The organism is Saccharopolyspora shandongensis (assembly GCF_900106995.1).
In the GTDB taxonomy this organism is placed as follows: domain Bacteria; phylum Actinomycetota; class Actinomycetes; order Mycobacteriales; family Pseudonocardiaceae; genus Saccharopolyspora; species Saccharopolyspora shandongensis.
Map to the genome: position 1 here is coordinate 45,763 of NZ_FNOK01000036.1, position 17,991 is coordinate 63,753.

A 17,991-nucleotide genomic window follows, 5' to 3' on the forward strand; every position below is an offset into this window, starting at 1 on the left:
TTCCCTGAGACGTTCCGGGTTCGCACCCTGGGATGCCCGCCAGGCCCCCGGGCCACGCCGACCCGGAACCAACCCCAGAACCCTTCCGGACCTGCGCAAACACGCTTCGGCGCCGACCCGGCCAACTCTCCGGGTAACCCGCACGCAGATCCCGGCCCGCCCGGTGGGCATTACAGCAAAGCACGGAATTGCGGCGGCTCGTGAAACGTCAGACGAATATGCGCGAACCGATCCGGTGAACGAAAGTCGACCGCCAGGAGAAACAAGCGGAATGAACCCAACCGGTTTCGGAATCGTTGCACTCGCGCACGATGGAGGCGCGCCGGACGCACCTCGCGCGTGCGCTTCTGCACTGTCCGCCGGATCCACGTGCTCGACTGTAGAACAACGTCGCTGAGGACTTTGCCAGCAACACATCATGACTCGCCCGGAGGTCGGCGACAGCGTCGCGACCGCAAACCCGCGGAATATCGATGCGCCGCCAAAAACACGCCGCCAGCAGGGAAATCCGAAACAATGAAGATCAACTAATCGTGGCGTAGCGGTGACGAATACGACATCACGACAACATCACGCCCCGCAAACCGTTCGCGCACCGAAACAAATCGGTCACGACCCGTGATCAAATTCGGCTCATCCTCGGGACCGAAGGCCGATGTGTGCTCGTCCGGGTGAGACGATGCACTCGTGGCTGCCGACTCTGACGTCTCACAGCACGGCCGGACCGCGAAGCCGGAGCACCCCGCCGACGCCGACGAACGCAACGTGTTCGGCGCCAAGGCAGCCGTGGTGGCCGCATTGCTCGGCGGCGCGCTGCTGACCGCGCTCGCCGCGACCGCCTACACCGCGGTCGGCACCATCCCCGGCCTCGCCGACCCGCCGCCGCTCGTGCACTTCGGCCTGCCCGTCGCCCGAGCCGTGCTCGACATCGCGGCGCTCGGCACCGTCGGCCTGAGCCTGCTGCCGAAGCTGCTGGGCTTCGACCGCCCGAAGCACACCGAGCCGGTCATGTCGCTGGCCCGGCGGGTCACCGTGATCACCTCGCTGATCTGGATGCTCAGCGCCCTGGTCTCGCTGGTCCTGCACGCCGCGGAGCTCAGCCCCGGCCGGCCCGTGACCACCCAGCTGCTGATCGACTACGTCGTGAACGTGCCGGCCGGTCCCGGCCTGCTCGCCAGCGCCGGCGCCGGGCTGGTGTGCGCGGCGCTGGGCCTGCTCGCGATCCGGTTCGGCGAGAGCGTCCCGGCGGAACTGCGCACCATCATCGCGCTGCTCGGGCTGCTCCCGATTCCGCTGACCGGCCACGCCACGGACTGGCAATACCACGACTTCAGCATGATCTCGATGGAGCTGCACGTGATCGGCGCGGCGATGTGGACCGGCGGCCTGGCCGCGATCGCGCTGTTCGTCGCCCCGCGCCGCGGGCTGCTCGCCGAGGCCCTGCCGCGGTTCTCGAAGCTCGCCACCATCGCGATCGTCGTGGTCGGCGCCTCCGGGTTGTTCAACGGCCTGATGGTGCTGATCATCACGCCGACCGTCGGCCTGCCCGGCCTGATCAACACCGGCTACGGCCAGATCATCCTGGCCAAGACCGGCTGCCTGGTGCTGCTGGGCATCGTGGCATCGCAGATGCGGTTCCGGCTACTTCCCCGCATCGCGCGCCACCAGCGCGCGGCGTTGATCGGCTGGGCCGCTGCCGAGGTCGGCGTGATGGGTATCGCCTACGGCTTGGGCGTCGTGCTCTCCCGCGCCCCGGTCATCGTCTGACCGCGCGACAGCAACCGGCGCCCGCGCTCGGTTTCGAGCAGGTACGAGACGCCCCACCACAGCGCGGCGAACATGACCACCGTGTACAGCACCGACCAGTAGTCGACCGGCGGTGCGGCGATGTAGGTCTGCTGCGCCCACAGGGCGAGGTACGCCACCGCGGTCACGATCGCCGCCCCGGCGAACGGCCGGATGCGCGGCGCCAGCCGGAACGACAGGTCGATCGCCACCGCCCCAGCCAGCAGGAAGAACGGCACGGTCGAGATCGGGAAATCGGCCGCCGCCAGCAATCCCCAGGCCACGCAGCGGAAAACGAGGTAGCCGGCGGTGATCGTGGTCGCCGTCCAGCGGCGCCCGGCCAGCTGCCGGGCCAGCAGCAGCGTGCCCAGCCCGGTCATGACCGCCCAGGTCGGGTAGACCCAGTCCGGCACCGGGAGCGTGAAGGACTTGACGGCGATCCAGTCCAGCGGCCGCCCGAGGTCGTCGGCGGCGAACTGCAGCAGGATGTCCTCGGCGTAGGGCGTGCCGCGCTCCCACGCCGCCAGCCCGAGCACGCCGTATTCCTGGTGCTGGTTGAGGAACAGGAAGTTGTCCAGCACCGTGAACCAGAGGAAGCAGGTGATCGGGTAGTAGTACCGGTCGCCGCCGCCGTTGCGGGCCCAGCCGCGGAGCAGGCCGACGCTCATCAGCCCGGTGCCGAGGTAGAGCAGGGCGTGCGACGGGCTCCACGCGGTGATGTCCAGCCCGTTGATCCGGTGGTTGATCACGTCCAGCGGCGCGGCGACCAGGAAGATGCCCAGCCCCCACTGCATCCAGCGCAGCGTGGCGCGATCGGCGCCGATGCCGGTGTAGGTGTGGAAGATCACCAGCCCGATCACGATCACGGTGCCGACCGTGTTGATCATGTGCGGTGGCGCGAGATCGTCGCGGAGCCACCGGAAATGCCAGCAGATGTCCCAGGTGGCACCCGCGATCTTGAGCACCATCGCGATCACCCACCAGCGATAGAGCGCGACCACGAGTTCCGGGGGAGCCTCCCGACCCGGCTCGCCACGCGTCCAGTGGCTTCGGACCAGCTCAGCTGTACCCGCCATCGCGTTCACCTCCACCTTGCGCGATGTTCACGCGAAAAACGGTAGTCGGTACTGATCGCGAGTGTGCGGCAACGACGTACGTGGCAGTAACATTTTGGGCAATCGGCCGGAAAAGCGAACGTCGACGGAGCCCCGAGCGGCCGCCACGAGGACGGCCGGGGACTCCGCCGGGAGAACGGCGCCAGCTCAGCGCGGGATTTTCAGCACCTGGCCGACGTAGATCAGGTCCGGGTCGGCGATGCCGTTGACCCGCGCGATCTCCCGCCAGTCGACGCCCAGCTTCTGCCCGATCTCGGAGAGCGTGTCACCGGGCTGCACGACGTAGGTCTCCTGCGGCGGCGGAGGAGGCGGCGGTGGCGGGGCACCGGCTCCGGTGAGCACCTCCAGCGGGACCAGCGAGACGTTCAAGTCGGTGTCGCCGGCGATCCCGGGAACCTTCCCGTCCGAGGCGTGCTGGTGGATCGCGACCCGGTCGGTGAGGTAGCCGGGCTCGCCCGGCGGGCGCCCGTAGTGCGCGACCCACAGGAACACGCCGGGGTCGACCCAGGTCTCCGGCGCGAGCTTGCTCTGGAACCAGGACGTCGAGGCGTAGACCACGATCTCGTGCCGCCCGGTGTGCCCGCGGACCGCGTCGATGAACCCCTTGACCCAGCCTCCGAGGTTCGGCGCGTCGGTCTCCATGTCCAGGCACGGCGGCAGGTTGCCCGCCGCGCTGGAGTTCAGCCGCGCCAGCTGGGCGGCGAAGTCGGCCGCGTCCTGCTGCGGCGAATTCGTGTCCGGGCGGGCGAAGTGGTAGAGCCCGGTGACCATCCCGGCGCCGCGGGCGCCGGCCAGTTGGGCGTCCAGCGTCGGGCTCACATATCCGATTCCCTCGGTCGCCTTGATGTACGTGAAGGCATATCCGGCGCCGCGAACCGCACCCCAGTCGGGTTCCCCCTGATATCGCGCGACGTCAATGCCCGGAATTCGCTCGGCCATGATCAACCCCCTGACTTCGGCCTTCTGGAGTTGCCAAACTATCGAAGTCAGCCAAAGGGGCAGTCCCGCCGTTCAGGTCAAGATCCCCACCCGATCGGTCGATATCTGCGCAAGGCGTAACGGATTCTCGGCGCCGTGAATTACCCGAATCGGGTTGCTTCTAGCCGCGGCAATACCTATTCGGCGCAGCCGACCGTCACTCGATCCGCTAGTCGAGCTAGTCGATCGGGGCAACCGGAGCATCCGACGCACCGCAGGTCACGAAGTCGCCGACGGCGGGAAAATCGACCGTGCGGGCAACCTCGCCAACGGCCGGACGTCTTCAGGAACAGCAGAGCAAATACCGACGACCCCGCCCGCGAGGCCGGGGGACGGGAGGTGGTCACCGTGACCCCGAACCGATTGCGGATTTTCGGCTCGCGGACGCTCCAGGCGTCCGGAGCACTGCTGATCGCCGGGCTGATGGCGGGCTGCGGAGCGCAAAGCGCGCAAACAGCGCAGACCGGCCAGGTTGTCACTGCACCGGAGCAGAAACTCCAGCCGGCGCCGCCTGCCACGAACGCGGATGCACGACCGGATCCCCAGGCTTCCGAGGCCCCCGCGAACGGCCCCGCCACGGGCGGCAGCACGACGCCGGCCTCGTCGCCAGGACGGGTCCAGCCGAAGAAGGTGGAGCGCTGCCACACCTCGATGCTCACGGGCACGGTGGAGGGCGCCGAGGCCGGGGCGGGCCAGCGCTACGCCGACCTGGTGCTGCGCAATTCCAGCAACGAGACCTGCACGCTCTACGGGTACGGCGGCATGCAGCTGGTCGACGCCTCCGGCCAGGCGGTGCCCACCAAGATGGAGCGGACGCCGAACCCCGGCCCGGGCCTGATCACGCTGGCGCCCGGTGAGTCGGCCCGCGCGACGCTGCACTGGACGGCCGTCCCGCACGAGGGCGAGCCGATGGAGGGCCCCTGCCAGCCGACCCCGGCGCGTGCGCAGGTCATCCCGCCGGACGAGACCGACGCGCTCTCCGTCACCTGGAACGTGGGTGCGGTCTGCGGGTTCGGCGAAATCGACAACAGCGCGTACCACCGGTGACGGCAGCGCGGCCTCGCGCGGAATCGGCGCTCCCGGTCGATTTCGCGCGAAATCGCCGTTCGGCGGACAAGGCCGGGGTTGGCCCGAACGGATGAGGTGTGCTGGGGTGGCGGCATGATCGAGTCAACGGATCGAGTGGTCAACGGACGGCACGGCGAGCTGGCGGTGCGCGAGTGGTCGGGGACCAACCCCGGCTGGATCGCGCTGATCGCGCACGGCTACGGCGAGCACTCCGGCCGGTACCAGTGGGTCGCGGAGCAGCTGGTCGGCGCCCGCGCGCTGGTCTACGCCCCGGACCACGTCGGGCACGGCCGCTCCCCCGGCGACCGGGTCTACTTCGAGGACGCCGAGACGATCGTGGCCGATCTGGAGGAGCTCCGCAGGCAGGTCACCGCCGAGCACCCGGACCTGCCGGTCGTCCTCATCGGTCATTCGATGGGCGGGATGCTCGCCGCCCGCTACGCGCAGGAGCACCAGGAGCACCTGGCGGCGGTCGTGCTGTCCGCGCCGGTGCTGGGCACCTGGCACGTGCTGGACCTGCTGGAGCACGACGAGATTCCGGACGTCCCGATCGATCCGGCGACGCTGTCCCGCGACCCCGAGGTCGGCGCGGCGTACATCGCCGATCCGCTGGTCTGGCACGGCCCGTTCAAGCGCGCCACGCTGCAGGCGATCGACGAGTGCCTGCTGGCCATCAACGACGGGCCCGCACTGGACCGGCCGACGCTGTGGGTGCACGGCGAGGACGACGAGCTGGTGCCGGAGGCCGACACCCGCACCGGCATCGACCGCATCCGCGGCAGCGAGTTCCACGAGCACATCTACCCGGGTGGCCGCCACGAGCTGCTCAACGAGGTCAACAAGGCCGAGGTGATGAACGACGTCCTCACCTTCATCGGCCGCGAGCTGAATTCGTAGCCACTTGTCTCCGCACAGCGGCTCCCTGCGGGAATTGCGGCCGTCGCCCGGGTTTGTGGGAGCCCCGACTTGCGCATGACCGAATTCGCGCTTCGCCGGACGGCGTCCGAGAACCCGCGGTACCGCTTCAAAGCAAGTCCGAGGGCGAGCGAGTCATGCCCGAAAATGAAGGATCATTAATAGTGGGCGCCGAATAATCTCGATCATTACCTGTTCGGGTGAGGCGTGTCGCTTGCGCAGTTGCAGCTCAAGCGCTCCACGGGCAGCTTGAGGATTGCCGACGGGGAGGTCGGCAATCGGGGTTGGGGTGGAGCGAGGTGGCCATGAACGTCGAGCGCGCACAGGACCTGATCGGCACTCCGGTGTTCGACCGCAACGGCGACCGCGTCGGCCGGGTCGGCAACGTCTACGTCGACGACGTGACCCATCAGCCGGAGTGGGTCACCGTCCGGATCGGCGTGTTCGGCGTCAAGGAGACCTTCGTACCGCTGGCCGGCGCGACCACCGAGGAGAACCGCCTCGACCTGCGCGTCTCCAAGGACCGGGTGCGCAACGCCCCGCGCGTCGAGGCCGAGCACGGCCACCTCTCCGACCAGGAGGGCCGCGACCTCTTCCACTACTACGGCCTGGATCAGGGCGAACCGCCCGCCGAGGCCGAGCAGCTCTAGGCGGCACGCGACGCCGTGAGCCCGTGGCAGCGGTCGGCCGCCACGGGCTCGGCTACCGGATCAACCGCGATCGGCCGAGCGGGCGTGGTGCTCGGCGATCTCGTCGCTGGTGGTCAGCCACACGCCCTCGTGACCGGTGATGTACTCCAGCGCCTGGTCCAGGTACTTGGCCCGGAACGGCTGACCGATGACGAACGGGTGCAGCGCCAGCGACATCACCCGCCCGCTGTCCGCCGATTCGGCGTAGAGCTGGTCGAACTGGTCCTTGACCGCCTGCAGGAAGTCAGGGCCGCTCACCCCGGTGCCCACGAACATCGTCACGTCGTTGAGCTCGGTCTGGTACGGCACGCTGAGCAGGCCGGGCACGTTCAGCCGGTACGGCTGGTCGTCGTTGCTCCAGTCCAGCACGTAGCGCAGGCCGAGCTCCGCGAGGAGCGCTGGCGTGTGGAACGTTTCGGTCAGTCCCGGCCCCATCCACCCGCGCGGGCGGGTGCCGGTCGCGGCCTCGATGGTGTCCACCACGTCCCGCAGGTAGGCGCGCTCCTCGTCGACCGGCATGCCCGCCTGCAGGATCGAGTTGTTCTTGCCGTGCGCCAACCAGGCCCAGTCGCGCTGCTTGCCCGCGTCGATGATCTGCGGGTTGTGCTCGGTGACGTCGGAGTTCAGCAGCACGCTGGGGCGGATGCCGTGCCGGTCGAAGATGTCCACCAGCCGCCAGATGCCGACCCGCGGGCCGTAGTCCCGCCAGCCGTAGTTCAGCGGGTCGGGCGCCAGGTCCCTGGTCCCGGCGAAGATGCTGGTGGACGGCCGGTCGATCTCGTAGTGCTCGACGTTGAGGCCCACGTAGAACGCCAGCCGGGCGCCGCCCGGCCACCGCACCGGGGCGCGGTCGACGATCGGGCTGTAGTCGAAGAGCTGGTTGTGCACTGCCGCCTCCTGGTCGGGCTGCCCGCGGCGGGTTTTCCCTGCTATCGCGGTGTTTTCCGGGTGTTGCGGCAATGCTCCAACCATCACACCAGTGTGAAGGTCAAACCGGCCCGCTGTGCCGTCGGACACAGTCCTTCTGCCCGCTCGTCGCGACTTCACCTGATCATCCGTTCGACGTTCCAGTTCGGTGCGCGAGAATGCTTCTCGCGATGGCTGAAAACACCGAGCTCGAATTGCTGATCATCGTCGTCGTCGCGGCCGATGACGAGACCGCTGCGCGCGCCGCCTGCCGCGACCTGGTGCGGCGGATCGACGGCCGGATCGTGGCGTCCGGGGACTGCTCCGACGAGGAACCCGGCTGCTGGTCGGTCACGATCAGCCGGGCCAGCGCGGAGACCGGGCAGCACGTGGCCGGGTTGTCCCGCGCGGTGCGCAACTTCCTGCGCGAGCTCGGGCCCGACTACGCCAGGCACCGGGTGTCCTGCGAGCCGCCGACGGCGTGGACGGTGGTGGAGCACCCGGATCTGGTGGGCGATCTGGTCGCCGGCGGCGAGCGGCTGCTGGTCGAGGCGTGGTCCGGCGGGTCGATCCTGTTCGGCAGGCCCGACCCTGGCGACCCGGACGAACCGCCGGCGGAGGCACCAGAAGGCGTCAGCGACCTGGACGAACGCGGCAACCCGCGCCCGCGCCTGCGGCTGCTCGTGGACGTGGTCACCGAGCGGCGGGCGGGCGCGGAGTGGCCGGCACGAGCGGTGGCCAGCCGCCTGTCGCACACGGCCATGATCAGCGAGTACACGGTGGATCCGCCGCTGGTCCGGGTCGCGATGGACCTCGGGCCGGCGCTCGGCGACCTGCCGGAGATCGTGCTCGGCGCGATTTCGACCCTCGGCGGCAACGGCTGGTCGCGGCTGCGCGTCGACGAGCACCGCGCCACCGCCCGGTGGTCGGCCGCACCGACGCCGCCGTCCGGCGTCGCGGCGATCGAGGTGTCCGCCGTCGAGGCCGAAGCGGACGAGGCGACAGCGGGCGGACCATCCACAGTGGGCACCACGGGCCACGACTGAGCGACGACCGCAATTTCAATGAGGTATTTCCATCCTCGTTCTGCGTGGCGGTGCGGGCGGCGGTGCAAGCTGCGCGGGTGGGCTATGCGCCTGCGGGGCATGCGACCGCTTTCGGGATGCGGTCCGTTAGCCATCGCGACTGCGGTCACCAGCCAAGACGAAAAGCGCTCAATGGAAATCGAAGGCCCGATTTCCATTGAACCGCGGGCGCACCGGACGGCGGGGCGGGCAAAAGGCGCATTTCAGGAGGATCGCCTGCCGGTCGGGTGATCAATTTCCCTGGTCGTCACGCACCGCGATCGAGTCGTGATCATCCGCACCCACCTGCCTGCGCCGTCGCCGCCACCGGGCGCTAACTTGTGGGCCGATACAGCGTTGTGCACCACGGAGGTCCAGAGTCCAGATGGCGGGCGTCGAAGAAGTTCGCGCGGGAATTGCCTTGGCAAACCAGAAGATGCAGGAGAGCATCGCCGCCCTGCAACAGGGCAACCTCGCGCTCGAAGAGGCGCAGTCGGCCCTTGTCACCGCCACCCAGGGCAGCTCCCAGGAGGAGATGCAGCACGCGCACGGCTCGCTCGCCGAGGTGATGCAGGTGATCAGCGGGGTGCAGGCGCAGATCAGCGCGACGATCAACGCCACCGAGGGCTACGCGGGCCGCCTCTAGGTCCCGGCAACGGCGGAAAGTCCAACCCGACCTCGTAGACAGGCTCTGTGGCACCGTGTCGACACTCGACGAACTGATGCAGACGTTGCGCCTCGTGGAGGAACACCTGGCGGACGCGGGCGCCCACCTCGGCACCAGCCGGACCGCGCTCGCCGAGGCGGAGCAGGCGCTGGCGAAGCTCGACCCGGAACACCCGGAGACGGTGGTGCCGCCGAGCCTGCACCGCGCCGATGACCAGATCGAGCGATCCCTGGGGATGATCGAACACGTCCTCAACACGGTGCGCGACTTCGCCACCCGGTTGTAGGACGCGGCGGCGTTCTCGGCTTTCGGCGCTCAACCGAGCCACATTCGCCCTCGTGCATGGGCACACCAGGGGCCTGCCCGACTCCTCGTCGAGTGGTATTTTGATCACGGTCTGTAACACGGGTTCCGAGGTGGGACGTGGGTAAACGCAACGAGCGGCGGAGTCGGATCGAAGCGGCCTTCGAGCGCCTGCGAACCAGCATCGCCTCCGCGCTCGGCGCCGCCGAGCAGGAACACGACCGCGTCCTCGCCGAATGCTCGCAGCAGGAGTTCGCGCTGCGCATCGCCCAGGTCGGGGTGGCCGCGGCGGAACGCGAACCGGCGGAGATCGCCGATCCCGAGAACCCGGTCTTCAAGGCCGCGATGCGGGAGGCGCTGCGCGAGCGGGCGGAGATCTACGCCGAGTGGACCGAGCAGGGCCCGGAGGAGCTCGGCGGGCTCGTCGCGGATGCCGCTCCCGGCGCAGCTGGGCTCCCGTGGCCGGCGTGGCTCGGCGAGGTCGGCACCCAGGACGCCGTCGCGCCGCCGCCGGAGCTGTGGCGGATCGGCACCGCGACCGTCCCGGATTCGCCCGACCCGCAACCGTTCCCGGTCGCCATCCCGCTGCTGGACGAGTCGCACCTGCGGATCGTCACCGAGGACAACCCGGAATCCGCCGAAGCGCTGGTGCAGAACCTGCTGTTGCGGCTGCTCAGCCAGTTCCAGCCCGGCCTGGTGCGCATCCACGTCTGGGACGTCGCGCAGGTGACCGGCACGCTGCCGGGGCTCTACCCGCTGACCCGCGCGGGCCTGCTGACGGCGCACGATCCGACCCGGCTCGACGAGATGCTCGAAGCGCTCTCCGACCACATCCGGCGGATCCACACCGATTCGCTGGTGGGTGGGCACACGTCGCTGCGCTCGCTGGCCGCGGAAAGCGGGCACCGCTCGGAGCCCTGGCGGGTCGCGGTGCTGTTCGGCGATGGCAAGGCGCTGCGCGAGGAGCAGCAGCAACAGTTGCAGCGGATCGCGCGCAACGGCCTGGCCTGCGGCATCCAGCTGATCGTCGTGGACCTCTCGCTGACCGTGAACAGCGCGATCGAGTCCATCAAGCTGCTCGGCGGCGACCGGGCGCGCACCAGCATGACCGGGCCGGAAGCCGTTGTGCAGCTGGACGAATCGCCGTCGAGCAACGAGGTGACCAAGGCGTGCTCGGCGATCGCGGAGGCGTTCCTCGCCCGGCGGGCGCGGGTGCGGACCTTCGACGACCTGGTGCCGGAGCAGCTGTGGACGCAGCGCTCGACGGCCGGGCTGCACGCGCCGGTCGGGTTCAACGAGGGCGAGCCGGTGTGGATCACCCTCGGCGACGGCAGCCCGCACACCCTGATCGGCGGCCCCAGCGGGTCGGGCAAGACGAACTTCCTCTACGGCATGCTCGGCGGGCTCGCGGCCCGCTACTCGCCGGACGAGCTGGAGCTCTACCTGCTGGACTTCAAGGAAGGCGTGTCGTTCGCCCAGTTCACCCCGGGCCGCCGCGACCGGAGCTGGCTGCCGAACGCGCAGCTGGTCGGGGTGAACGTCAACACCGACCGCGAGTTCGGGCTGGCGCTGCTGCGGTTCCTGGCCGACGAGATGCGGCGGCGCGCGGAGTCCGCCAAGGAACACGAGGTCACCAAGCTGGAGGAGCTGCGCGACGCGGACCCGAACGGCCGGTGGCCGCGGATCGTCGCCGTGATCGACGAGTTCCAGTACCTCTTCGCCGAGCGCGACCCGGTCACGGCGCAGGCCGCCGCGCTGCTGGAGGACGTCGCGCGGCGCGGCCGCTCGCAGGGCATCCACCTGGTGCTGGCCAGCCAGGACGTGTCCGGGATCGAGGCGTTCTGGGGCAAGCCGGCGATCTTCGAGCAGTTCATCCTGCGGATCGCGCTGCCCAAGGCGCGGCGGGTGCTGGCCGAGCAGAACAACGCCGCGCTGGAGCTGCCGCGCTGGCACGCGGTCGTCAACCACGAGTCGGGCGTCAAGCACGGCAACAAGATCGCGCGCATCCCGGACGCCACCGCGAAGAACACCTTCGACGCGCTGCAGCAAGAGCTGTGGAATCAGCGCGACAAGAACGCCCCGCCGCCGCGGTTGTTCGACGGCTCGAACCTGCCAGAGCTGTCCACGCTGGAGGATTACGCGAAGCTGCGGGCACCGGTGCCGGTGCCGAAGGTCCTGCTCGGGCAGATCATCGACGTCAACGGCACGGCCGCCGCGGTCCGGCTCGTGCGCTCGCCGGGACGCAACATCGCGGTGATCGGATCGGTGCTGGCAGACGCGATCAGCGTGCTCGGCACGGCGACGCTTTCCCTCGCGCGCCAATACGTTCCGGGCAGCATCAAGTTCACCATCGCGGCCCTGCTCGACGACATCGACGACGACGCCCGCGGCGTCGCCGAGGCGCTGCGCACCGACGGCCACGACGTCGAGCTGGTCGGCCTGGACGGCATCGAGGCCGCGCTGGCCGGCACCGCCGAGACGATCGACCAGCGGTCTGGCGCCGACGTGCCGCACGTCCTGGTGCTCTACGCCGCCGACGCGGCGCACACCACGCTGGAGCGCAAGGACCCGACCACCCGCGTCAGCGGGCTGGACCACCTCCGGAAGATCCTCAAGCAGGGCCCGGAACTGCGGGTGCACGTGATCGGCTGGTGGCGCAGCGCGCAGCGCGTGAAGAACACCCTCGGCATGGGCCCGGTCGACGATATCGGCGCCTGGGTCGCCTTCGACGTGCACGGCCAGGAGCTGGCGGCGTTCGCGGCCGGGCAGGTGGTCAACTGGTCGCCGCGGGCGCGGCGCGGCCTGTTCTTCGACCGCGCGGTGCACTCCCGGCCCGAGGTGATCCTGCCCTTCGACCTCGGCGACCAGGCGAAGCCGGTGCCGGCGGTCCTGGCGCCGCAAGCAGCGGACGAGCGGTGCGAGATCCGGGAGGAAGCCGGTGACTGAGCAGATTCCGGCCGCGGAGCGGTACAAGGAGATCACCGCGCGGGCCACCACCGCCGCGCAGCAGCTGCGCAAGCACGAGCGCGAGCGAGCCGGCGAGCTCGGCGAGGCGGTCGCCGCTGGGAAGCAGCGCCGGGAGGCCGCCGACGAACAGCGCGAGAAGGTGCTCGACGACGTGCGCAAGCGGTGGAACGCCGCGATGGAAGCGCTGTGGAACGAGCGGTGGATGCAGGTCAAGGGCATGCCCGACCCGGACCGCAAGGCCGCACCGTCCACACCGGACGATTCCCGTCGCGATGTCCAGCAGGCATACAGGGCGCTCTACGACGCGCTCGAGAAGCCCCGCTTCGCCGCGAGTCTCCGCCCCCGCCGCAAGAAGGATTCCTAGGCGGCGAAGAGCTCGTCGACGTGGCAGCGCAGCACGGCCTCGGCGTCCTCGCCGGTGCGCTGACCGACGAGCACTGCCGTGCCCAGCCCGTGGTTCAGCGCGATCAGGCGAGCCGCTTCCACGGACGCGTCGCGATCTCCCGACAGCTCGCCGTCGGTCTGGGCCTTGCGCAGCGCGTCGGCGAGCTGCGCTTCGAGGTGGTTCAGCCCGGCTACGAAGGGCTGGTCGGCGAGTTCCGGGTCGGTCATCGCCAGCACCGCGTAGGAGGCGCCGACGAGGTGGAACGCCCGGCTCTCCTCGTCGGTCGGTAGCGCCTCGGCGAGGAACGCTTCGACGAAGGCGCGGCCCGACGGCGGGCTCGGCATCCGCTCCAGCCGCGCCGCCCACCGCTCCTGGCTCTGCCGTTCCAGGTGGCGCAGGACGTCGTGCATCAGCTGGGCCTTGGTCTGGAAGTAGTACTGCACCAGCCGCAGCGAGACGCCGGCTTCGGCGGCCACCGAACGCATCGTCACCGCGTGCAGCCCTTCGCGCGCAGCCACCCGCACCAGGCCCTCGGCTATCTGCGCCCGCCGTTGGTCGTGGTCGACGGTCTTCGGCAATGCGGCTCCCTCCGTTGTGATACAAGTGTATCTGATACAGACGTATCATCAACTATGGAGGGCTCCCTTGCGACAGGGACGAACCGGCGGCGCGGTGCTCGCGCTGGCCTGCGCGGCGCAGCTGATGGTCGTGCTCGACGTCTCGGTGATCAACGTCGCGCTCCCGTCGATCCAGGCCGAGCTGGGCTTCACCCCCGAATCCCTGCAGTGGGTGGCGAACGGCTACCTGCTGACCTTCGGCGGATTCCTGCTGCTGGGCGGGCGATTGGCCGACCTGCACGGCCGGCGGCGGATCTTCCTGGCCGGGCTCGCGGCGTTCTCCGCGGCGAGCCTGGTGGGCGGCTTGGCCACCGGCCCCGCCGCGCTGATCGCCGCCCGCGCCGCGCAAGGGCTCGGCGCGGCGGTGCTCGCCCCGGCGACCCTCAGCATGGTGACGACGACGTTCGCCGAAGGTCCACATCGGACGCGAGCGCTGGCGACCTGGACCGCGGTCAGCGTGGCGGGCGGCGCCGCGGGCAATCTCGTCGGCGGCGCCCTCACCGAGTTCCTGTCCTGGCGGGCCACCTTGCTGATCAACGTGCCGATCGGCGCGCTGGCGCTGATCTCCGCGGCCCGCGTGCTTGCCGCCGACCGTCCTCTCGCGGCGCGCGAGACGCGCCTGGACCTGCCCGGTTCGATCCTCGCCACCGCGGGCCTCACCTGCCTGACCTACGGCGTCACGAACGTCCCGCTCGGCTGGACCGCCCCGCAGACCCTGGTGCCGCTCGCCACCGGAGTCGCCGCGCTGGTGCTCTTCACGGTGGTCGAAAGCCGATTCGCGGCCTCCCCGCTGGTGCCGCCGCAGCTGTTCCGGAATCGTTCGATCGCCGCGGGCAACGCGGTGATGTTGCTGGTAGGAGCGTGCTTCCAGGCGCCGATGTGGTACTTCCTCACGCTCTACATGCAGGACGTGCTGCACTACACCGCCCTGCAAACGGGCCTCGGCTTCCTGCCGCACACCCTCGTGACCATCGCGGCCGGACGGCTCCTCACGCCCTGGCTGATGCGCCACGCCAGCGGCCGAACCTTGATCGTCGCCGGCGCGCTGATCGCCGCGGCCGGGTTCGTGTGGCAGAGCCGCATCGACGCGGACAGCGGATACCTGGCCGGGATCCTCGGTCCGGCGATCGTCTTCTCCTTCGGCGGCGGCCTGCTGAACACGCCGCTCACGACCACGGTCACCGCTGGAACCGCCGCCACCGAGGCCGGTGCCGCCGCCGGTTTGATGAACACCACCAAGCAGATCGGCGGCGCCTTCGGGCTCGCCGCGCTGATCTCCATCTCCGGCACCCAGGACCCGCAGGCACCGGTGGACTACGCGACGGCGTTCCTGGCCAGCGCGGGCATTCTCGTCGCGGCCGGTGTCGCGGCGGCGGCGCTACCGGCACGCCGCGACGGCGACCGCTGAGCGGCGTCGAGCCCGACGACACCGGCCCGACCCACAAGGGTGAACTTGGCGTTTTCGCGCGAAAACGGCGCGTCCCCTGAGGGGCGGGCGCCGTTTTCGCGCGAAAACGGCGAAACCCGGGCAGGTCGCGGGCCGGATCAGGCGGCGGCGTCCAGCAGCGATCGGGCAATCGCCTTGGCACGCTTGGCCGGTTCCGCCGTTCGCTCGCGCAGGGCGGTGACGTTCGCCCCGTCGATCAGCAGCATCAGCTGTTCGGCCAGCTGCCGGTGGTCGCGGTAGCCAGCCTCCACCAGCAGGCCATCCAGGAAGTCGGTGACCTCTTCCTTGTGCTCCGCCGCGACGCGGTGCGCCGCGCTGTCCGGGTCCGCCATCTCGACCATGGTGTTGATCGAGGCGCAGCCGCGGAAGTCCGGCGCCTCGAAACGCTCCGCGAAGGCGTCGAAGACCGCCAGCGGCCCGCCGCCGCGGTTGGCGACCTCGGCCTTCAGGCCCTCCAGCACGGCGTCTGCGTAGCCGCGCAGCATGGTCACGACCAGGTCGTCCTTGCTGCCGAAGTGCCGGTAGAACGAGGCGCGGCCGACACCCGAGACGGCGACCAGCCGTTCCACTCCGACCGCCCGGATGCCCTCGGTGTAGAAGAGCTGCTCCGCGGCCTCCACCAGACGTTCTCGAGCGCGCGTTGCCATGCCGCCACGATATCCGAGCTTGCGCCAAAACGGAAACGATCGGTACCGTCCAGTACATGGAAACGATCGGTACCGTTTCGGGGAGCCTCCTTGACCAAGACCGCTGACCCCACCACCGGCCGCGTCCCGCTCCGGGTCGCGGTGCTGGCGCTGGGCACGTTCGCCGTGGGCACGGACGCCTTCGTCGTCGCCGGTGTCCTGCCGGAGATCTCGGCGGACCTGCAGGTGAGCATCGCCGAGGCCGGGCAGCTGGTGACCGTCTTCGCGATCGCCTACGCCGTGCTCTCGCCGGTCATGGCGACGCTAACCGGCAACTGGCCCCGCCGCCGCGTCCTGCTCACCGCGCTCGCCGTCTTCGCGGTCGGCAACATCGCCACCGCGCTCGCCCCGACCTACGGCGCGGTGCTCGCGACCCGCGTCCTCGCCGCCGCCGGCGCCTCGATGTTCACGCCGATCGCCGGGGCGACCGCCGCCGCGCTCGCCCCGGAGGACCAGCGCGCACGCGCGATCTCCCTGGTGACGCTGGGACTCACCACGTCGACCGCGCTCGGCGTGCCGATCGGCACGCTGCTCGGGACGGTCGCGACCTGGCGCGGCACCATGTGGCTGGTCGCCGGGCTCGGCATCGCCGCAGGGATCGGCGTCGCGCTGCTCCTGCCGCCGGTTCCGACGCCGCCCGCCGCGAGCCTGCGCGAACGGCTTTCGCCGCTGGGCAACGGGAAGGTCGTCGCGATCCTGCTGACCACGGTCGCCGTGTTCACCGGGATCTTCGTGGTCAACACGTACGTCAGCGTGGTCGTCGGCGCCGCGACCGGCGGCAGCGGCACGCTGCTGGCGGTGCTGCTGTTCCTGTCCGGTTGCGCCGGAACCGTCGGGAACCTGGTGGCCGGCGGCTGGACCGACCGGATCGGGCCGCGTCGGGTGATCGCCGCCGCGCTGGTGGTCAGCACTCTCAACTTCGCGGTGATGCCCTGGTCCGCCGCCACCTTCGCCGGCGCGGTCGGCGCGATCGTGGTCTTCGGGCTCACCTCGTGGAGCATCACGGTGCCGCAGCAGCACCGGCTGATCGCGGCCGCACCGGCTTCGGCGCCTTTCGTCATCTCGCTCAACGCCTCCGGCGGGTACCTCGGAACCTCGCTGGCCGGCGTCATCGGCGCCGCCGCCCTGCCGCTCTCCCCTGCCGCGCTGCCCTGGGTCGCGGCGGTCTTCGTCGTCGCCGGCCTGGCGATGTCCGAGTACGCGAACCGGATCGGAGCCCGCCGATGACATCCACAGTGGACACCCCGAGCCGGTGGGCCGTGCCGGTGCTCGGGTTCGGCACCTTCGCGGTCGGCACCTGCGAGTTCGTGCTCGCGGGCGTGCTTCCGCAGCTCAGCGACACCCTCGGGGTCTCGATGAGCACGGCGGGCCAGGTGGTGACCGCCTTCGCGCTGACGTGCGCGCTGGTCGCGCCGCTGCTCGTCGCCGCGACCGCGGGCTGGCGGCGGCGCCCGGTCCTGCTGCTCGCGGTGGCGGTCTACCTGATCGGGAACATCGCCACGGCGGTCGCGCCGTCGTTCCCGCTGGTCCTCGCGGCGCAGGTGGTCGCGGCCGCGGGGGCGGGCCTGTTCGTGCCGACGGCGGCTGTCACGGCGTCCGCGCTGGTGCCCGAAGACCGGCGAGGCCGCGCCATCGCCGCTGTGACAACGGGTTTCACCGCCGCGACCGCGTTGGGCGCGCCGCTGGGCACCGCCCTGGGCGCCGTGTCCGGCTGGCGGATGACGATGTGGTTCGTCGCCGGGCTGGCGGTGCTGGGCCTGCTGGGCGTGCTCCGACTGGTGCCGGCCGACGTGGCGGCGCCGACGCCCGAATCGCTGCGGGCCCGGTTCGCGCCGCTGGCCGACCGGCGGGTGCTGGTGGTGCTGGCGACGACGCTCATCGGCTTCACCGCCGTGTACCTGCCGTACACCTACATCGCCGCCGTGTTCGCGCCGGCCACCGCGGGGAGCGGAATCCGCCTGGCGGTGCTGATGTTCCTGCTCGGGGTGATCGGCACGATCGGCAACTTCGCGGCCGGCGGGCTGGCCGACCGGATCGGCGGGCGCAAGGTCGTCGCGCTCGCCCTGGCCTGGCTGGTGGTCAGCCTTCTCGTGCTGCCGCTGACCACCGGGAGCTTCGGCCTGGCGACGACGGAGATCGTGTTCTTCGGCATCGCGGCCTTCGCGATCACGACGCCGCAGCAGCACCGGCTGATCACGCTGTCGCCGGGCTCGGCGTCGGTGCTGGTGTCGCTCAACGCCGCGATCCTCTACCTGGCCATCGCGGCGTCCGGCATCATCGGCGCGATCGGGATCGAGTGGGCGGGCGCCCAGTACCTGGGCTTCATCGCCGCCGCCCTCGCCGCGGTGGCGCTGCTCCTGTCGCTCCGCGACTGAAGGTTCCGGGAGTGCTTTGGGGCG

17 protein-coding genes are annotated in these 17,991 nt (G+C 70.4%); 12 read left to right on the forward strand and 5 right to left on the reverse strand.

What is annotated here, in order from left to right:
- Positions 1-687 precede the first annotated feature (687 nt).
- A complete protein-coding gene (locus tag BLW84_RS30000; RefSeq protein ID WP_093272041.1) occupies positions 688-1,767 on the forward strand; it encodes a copper resistance D family protein in 1,080 nt (359 codons plus the stop codon).
- On the opposite strand, the gene BLW84_RS30005 is transcribed toward BLW84_RS30000, so the two are convergent.
- The gene (locus BLW84_RS30005; protein WP_245761486.1) at positions 1,722-2,861 is read right to left on the reverse strand and encodes a hypothetical protein; all 1,140 of its coding nucleotides are present in this window, start codon (positions 2,859-2,861) and stop codon (positions 1,722-1,724) included. The genes BLW84_RS30000 and BLW84_RS30005 overlap by 46 nt on opposite strands.
- Before the next feature lie 186 nt (positions 2,862-3,047).
- Entirely contained in the window at positions 3,048-3,839 is a 792-nt protein-coding gene (locus tag BLW84_RS30010; protein ID WP_093272166.1) for a GH25 family lysozyme, read from the reverse strand.
- Positions 3,840-4,226: 387 nt separating this feature from the next.
- On the opposite strand from BLW84_RS30010, the gene BLW84_RS30015 reads away from it, so the two are divergent.
- From BLW84_RS30015 to BLW84_RS30025, 3 genes are all read left to right on the forward strand, one after another.
- Complete coding sequence (locus tag BLW84_RS30015; protein WP_245761487.1) at positions 4,227-4,925, forward strand: DUF4232 domain-containing protein; 699 nt, start codon at positions 4,227-4,229, stop codon at positions 4,923-4,925.
- A gap of 114 nt (positions 4,926-5,039) precedes the next feature.
- Positions 5,040-5,843, forward strand: coding sequence for an alpha/beta hydrolase (locus BLW84_RS30020; RefSeq protein WP_093272046.1), 804 nt, complete (start codon positions 5,040-5,042; stop codon positions 5,841-5,843).
- Positions 5,844-6,166: 323 nt separating this feature from the next.
- Positions 6,167-6,511 (forward strand): PRC-barrel domain-containing protein, encoded by a 345-nt coding sequence (locus tag BLW84_RS30025; RefSeq protein ID WP_093272050.1) that lies wholly within the window; start codon positions 6,167-6,169, stop codon positions 6,509-6,511.
- A 60-nt stretch (positions 6,512-6,571) separates the two neighbouring features.
- On the opposite strand, the gene BLW84_RS30030 is transcribed toward BLW84_RS30025, so the two are convergent.
- Positions 6,572-7,522 carry a polysaccharide deacetylase family protein gene (locus BLW84_RS30030; protein WP_245761488.1) on the reverse strand — a complete coding sequence of 317 codons (951 nt, stop codon included), beginning with the start codon at positions 7,520-7,522 and terminating at the stop codon, positions 6,572-6,574.
- Between the two features lie 125 nt (positions 7,523-7,647).
- On the opposite strand from BLW84_RS30030, the gene BLW84_RS30035 reads away from it, so the two are divergent.
- From BLW84_RS30035 to BLW84_RS30055, 5 genes are all read left to right on the forward strand, one after another.
- Positions 7,648-8,502: a hypothetical protein gene (locus BLW84_RS30035; protein WP_093272055.1), complete on the forward strand. Its 855-nt coding sequence runs from the start codon at positions 7,648-7,650 to the stop codon at positions 8,500-8,502.
- 403 nt (positions 8,503-8,905) lie between these two features.
- On the forward strand, positions 8,906-9,166 hold the full coding sequence (locus BLW84_RS30040; protein ID WP_093272057.1) for a hypothetical protein: 261 nt from the start codon (positions 8,906-8,908) through the stop codon (positions 9,164-9,166).
- 55 nt (positions 9,167-9,221) lie between these two features.
- Positions 9,222-9,473, forward strand: a complete 252-nt coding sequence (locus BLW84_RS30045; protein WP_093272059.1) for a hypothetical protein — start codon at positions 9,222-9,224, stop codon at positions 9,471-9,473.
- A 137-nt stretch (positions 9,474-9,610) separates the two neighbouring features.
- Entirely contained in the window at positions 9,611-12,436 is a 2,826-nt protein-coding gene (locus BLW84_RS30050; RefSeq protein ID WP_093272061.1) for an FtsK/SpoIIIE domain-containing protein, read from the forward strand.
- Positions 12,429-12,821, forward strand: coding sequence for a hypothetical protein (locus BLW84_RS30055; RefSeq protein WP_093272064.1), 393 nt, complete (start codon positions 12,429-12,431; stop codon positions 12,819-12,821). Before BLW84_RS30050 ends, BLW84_RS30055 begins: the two co-directional genes overlap by 8 nt.
- On the opposite strand, the gene BLW84_RS30060 is transcribed toward BLW84_RS30055, so the two are convergent.
- Entirely contained in the window at positions 12,818-13,420 is a 603-nt protein-coding gene (locus tag BLW84_RS30060; protein ID WP_093272065.1) for a TetR/AcrR family transcriptional regulator, read from the reverse strand. The genes BLW84_RS30055 and BLW84_RS30060 overlap by 4 nt on opposite strands.
- Before the next feature lie 67 nt (positions 13,421-13,487).
- On the opposite strand from BLW84_RS30060, the gene BLW84_RS30065 reads away from it, so the two are divergent.
- A complete protein-coding gene (locus BLW84_RS30065; RefSeq protein ID WP_245761489.1) occupies positions 13,488-14,867 on the forward strand; it encodes an MFS transporter in 1,380 nt (459 codons plus the stop codon).
- 137 nt (positions 14,868-15,004) lie between these two features.
- Here BLW84_RS30065 and BLW84_RS30070 read toward each other — a convergent pair whose 3' ends face one another.
- Positions 15,005-15,553, reverse strand: coding sequence for a TetR/AcrR family transcriptional regulator (locus BLW84_RS30070; RefSeq protein ID WP_093272068.1), 549 nt, complete (start codon positions 15,551-15,553; stop codon positions 15,005-15,007).
- A 90-nt stretch (positions 15,554-15,643) separates the two neighbouring features.
- On the opposite strand from BLW84_RS30070, the gene BLW84_RS30075 reads away from it, so the two are divergent.
- Positions 15,644-16,819 carry an MFS transporter gene (locus BLW84_RS30075; RefSeq protein ID WP_218157517.1) on the forward strand — a complete coding sequence of 392 codons (1,176 nt, stop codon included), beginning with the start codon at positions 15,644-15,646 and terminating at the stop codon, positions 16,817-16,819.
- Positions 16,816-17,967, forward strand: coding sequence for an MFS transporter (locus BLW84_RS30080; protein ID WP_093272070.1), 1,152 nt, complete (start codon positions 16,816-16,818; stop codon positions 17,965-17,967). The genes BLW84_RS30075 and BLW84_RS30080 overlap by 4 nt, the downstream gene beginning before the upstream one ends.
- The last annotated feature ends 24 nt before the right edge of the window (positions 17,968-17,991 follow it).